The following is a 2,418-nucleotide window of genomic DNA, read 5'->3' as shown; positions in this document are numbered from 1 at the left end:
TTATTTGTTTTATGTTGACTTTTATAACTTTATATATTAAAATAATTATATAAATATTCCGCTTTGTAAATAGTAAAGCGGCTAAATTATAAAAATATGAATATAAAAAAAATTAAAGAAAAATTTATTAAAAACAACGGTATTTTAAAATCAAATCAATTATACGATTTAGATTTGAATTACAATGATATTCAATATTTAATTGAAGAAGATTCTATTGAAAAAATAAGAAACGGATATTATTGTTTAAAAGGTAATAATTATAGTGAAGAAAAATTAATATCTTTGCTTTTTCCAACTGCCGTTATCTGTATGGATTCCGCTTTGTTTTATTACGGATATAGTGATAAAACTCCTTTGTGTTGGCATATTGCCGTAAATAAAGATATATCTAAAGCAAAATTTAAAATATCATTTCCTGTTGTTAAACCCTATTATATTGAACCAAAGGAATTAGAATACGGAATAACAACTGCAAAATACAAAAATTGCAGTATGAAAATTTTTGACAGAGACAGATTAATTTGTGAATGTTTTAAATATGAAAAAAAGATAGATAAAGAACTGTTTAATAAAGCCGTTCAGGCATATATAAAAGATTCTAAAAAAAACATTAAAAATTTATTGGAATATTCAAAAAAAAGGAATATTCAAAAAAAAGCAAAAAACATAATAGGACTGTTTTTATGACGACAGATTTAGGTAAATCAATAATAGAACAACTAAAGAATAAAAGTAAAAATACGGGAATATCTTTACAGGTATATTTACAATTATTTTGCCAAGAAGAATTTTTGAGAAGATTATCTTTTTCAAAATATTCAAATAATTTTATTTTAAAAGGTGGTCTTTTTATATATACATTAACAAATTTTGAAAGCCGAGTAACAATAGATATCGATTTTTTATTAAACAAATTATCTAATTCAATTGAAACAATAAAGAATATAATGGAAGAAATTATAAAAATTGAAACAGGAAATAATTACATTTCTTTTAAAATAAACAAAATAGAAATAATTTCTCCTCAAAGAAAGTATAACGGTATTTCTTGTCAATTAATCGGAAAGATAAAGAACACTAAAACTCCATTTAATGTTGATTTTGGATTCGGTGATGTTATTTTTCCAAAACCTAAAAAACTAATGATTAATACACAGTTAAAAAATTTTTCTAAACCTACAATAAAAGTTTATTCCATTGAAAGTACTATTGCAGAAAAACTTGACGCTATAATACAAAGATTTGAATTATCGAGCAGAATGAAAGATTATTATGATATATATTATCTTGCAAACAAATTTGATTTTAATGCCAATAATTTAAAACAAGCAGTAATTAAAACATTAAAAAACAGAAATAGTTATTATGATAAAAATACAATAAAACAAATTATTGAATTGGTTTCAAATAAGGAAGTTGTATCAAGATGGAAGAACTTTTGCAAAAAATTACAAATAAAAAATTTACAATTTGATGATGTTATTATTTTAATAACAAAATTTTTTGTTCCTATATGGAATGATATGATAGAAGAAAAGGAAATAAATAAAACATGGAATGCTTCTTTAAACAAGTGGATTTAAAATAAGTATTTAATATTCTAATTGTTAATAGATTCCAAAAACTTTTAATTACAGTGCAATTATAAGCATACAAAAACGAATTTTTATTAAATGTATTTTATTCTATCATAGATTCTGATTCCAGATTATGTCCAGAATGACAAAAAGTTATTTTTGTGGTGTGTCGTTAAAGACCTTAAGATTAAGGTCGCTATATATTTGTTAAAACTTGCAATTTTTTATTCTTTCCAACGCTTCCTTAATTCTCGGAACAGGGACTGTCAATGCAAATCTGACATACCCTTCACCGCTTTTTCCCATACCGTTACCGGGAGTACAAACTATTGCACATTCATCCAACAGTTTTGAAACCACTTCAGACGATTTATATCCTTTCGGAACTTTTGCCCAAACATAAAAAGATGCTTTCGGCTTTGTTACATTCCAACCGAGTGCATTTAGTCCGTCACATAAAGCATCTCTTCTTGCTTTATATATTGTTCTCATATCTTCCACACATTCCTGAGAACTTGTTAATGCCGTAATTCCCGCTTCCTGTACTGCTTGAAAAACTCCGGAATCATAATTATCTTTTACTTTTGCTATTGCTGCAACAATATCTTTGTTACCGCAAACCCAACCTAATCTCCAGCCGGTCATATTGTAAGTTTTTGATAACGAGTGAAACTCCACACCAACTTCTTTTGCTCCTTCAAATTCCAAAAAACTCATAGGTTTTTCGTTGTCGTCATAATAAATTTCGGAATATGCATTATCGTAAGCAACTATAATGTTATACTTTTTGGCAAATTGTATAAGTTTAACATAAAACTCTTTAGGTGCAATTGCTGCC

At 26.1% G+C, this 2,418-nt stretch carries 3 protein-coding genes; 2 read left to right on the top strand and 1 reads right to left on the bottom strand.

Annotated features, from left to right (window positions below; all coding sequences use genetic code 11):
* The first annotated feature begins 96 nt into the window (after nucleotides 1-96).
* Nucleotides 97-690, top strand: a complete 594-nt coding sequence (locus ACMUOV_RS05255; RefSeq protein WP_413854057.1) for a type IV toxin-antitoxin system AbiEi family antitoxin domain-containing protein — start codon at nucleotides 97-99, stop codon at nucleotides 688-690.
* A complete protein-coding gene (locus ACMUOV_RS05250; protein WP_413854056.1) occupies nucleotides 687-1,586 on the top strand; it encodes a nucleotidyl transferase AbiEii/AbiGii toxin family protein in 900 nt (299 codons plus the stop codon). The genes ACMUOV_RS05255 and ACMUOV_RS05250 overlap by 4 nt, the downstream gene beginning before the upstream one ends.
* Before the next feature lie 201 nt (nucleotides 1,587-1,787).
* Here the strand turns inward: ACMUOV_RS05250 and ACMUOV_RS05245 are convergent.
* On the bottom strand, nucleotides 1,788-2,418 hold a 631-nt coding region (locus ACMUOV_RS05245; RefSeq protein ID WP_413854055.1), incomplete at its 5' end, for an aminotransferase class I/II-fold pyridoxal phosphate-dependent enzyme.

The sequence above is a fragment of the Candidatus Ruminimicrobium bovinum genome, assembly GCF_902760015.1.
Lineage (GTDB): Bacteria > Elusimicrobiota > Endomicrobiia > Endomicrobiales > Endomicrobiaceae > Ruminimicrobium > Ruminimicrobium bovinum.
Note: the sequence above shows the minus strand (reverse complement) of the source record. Positions and strands in the feature narration are given on the sequence as shown.

Bases quoted from the DNA above. Each gene is read 5' to 3' on its own strand.
- ACMUOV_RS05255 (WP_413854057.1), top strand. From the start codon at position 97: ATGAATATAAAAAAAATTAAAGAAAAATTTATTAAAAACAACGGTATT.
- ACMUOV_RS05250 (WP_413854056.1), top strand. From the start codon at position 687: ATGACGACAGATTTAGGTAAATCAATAATAGAACAACTAAAGAATAAA.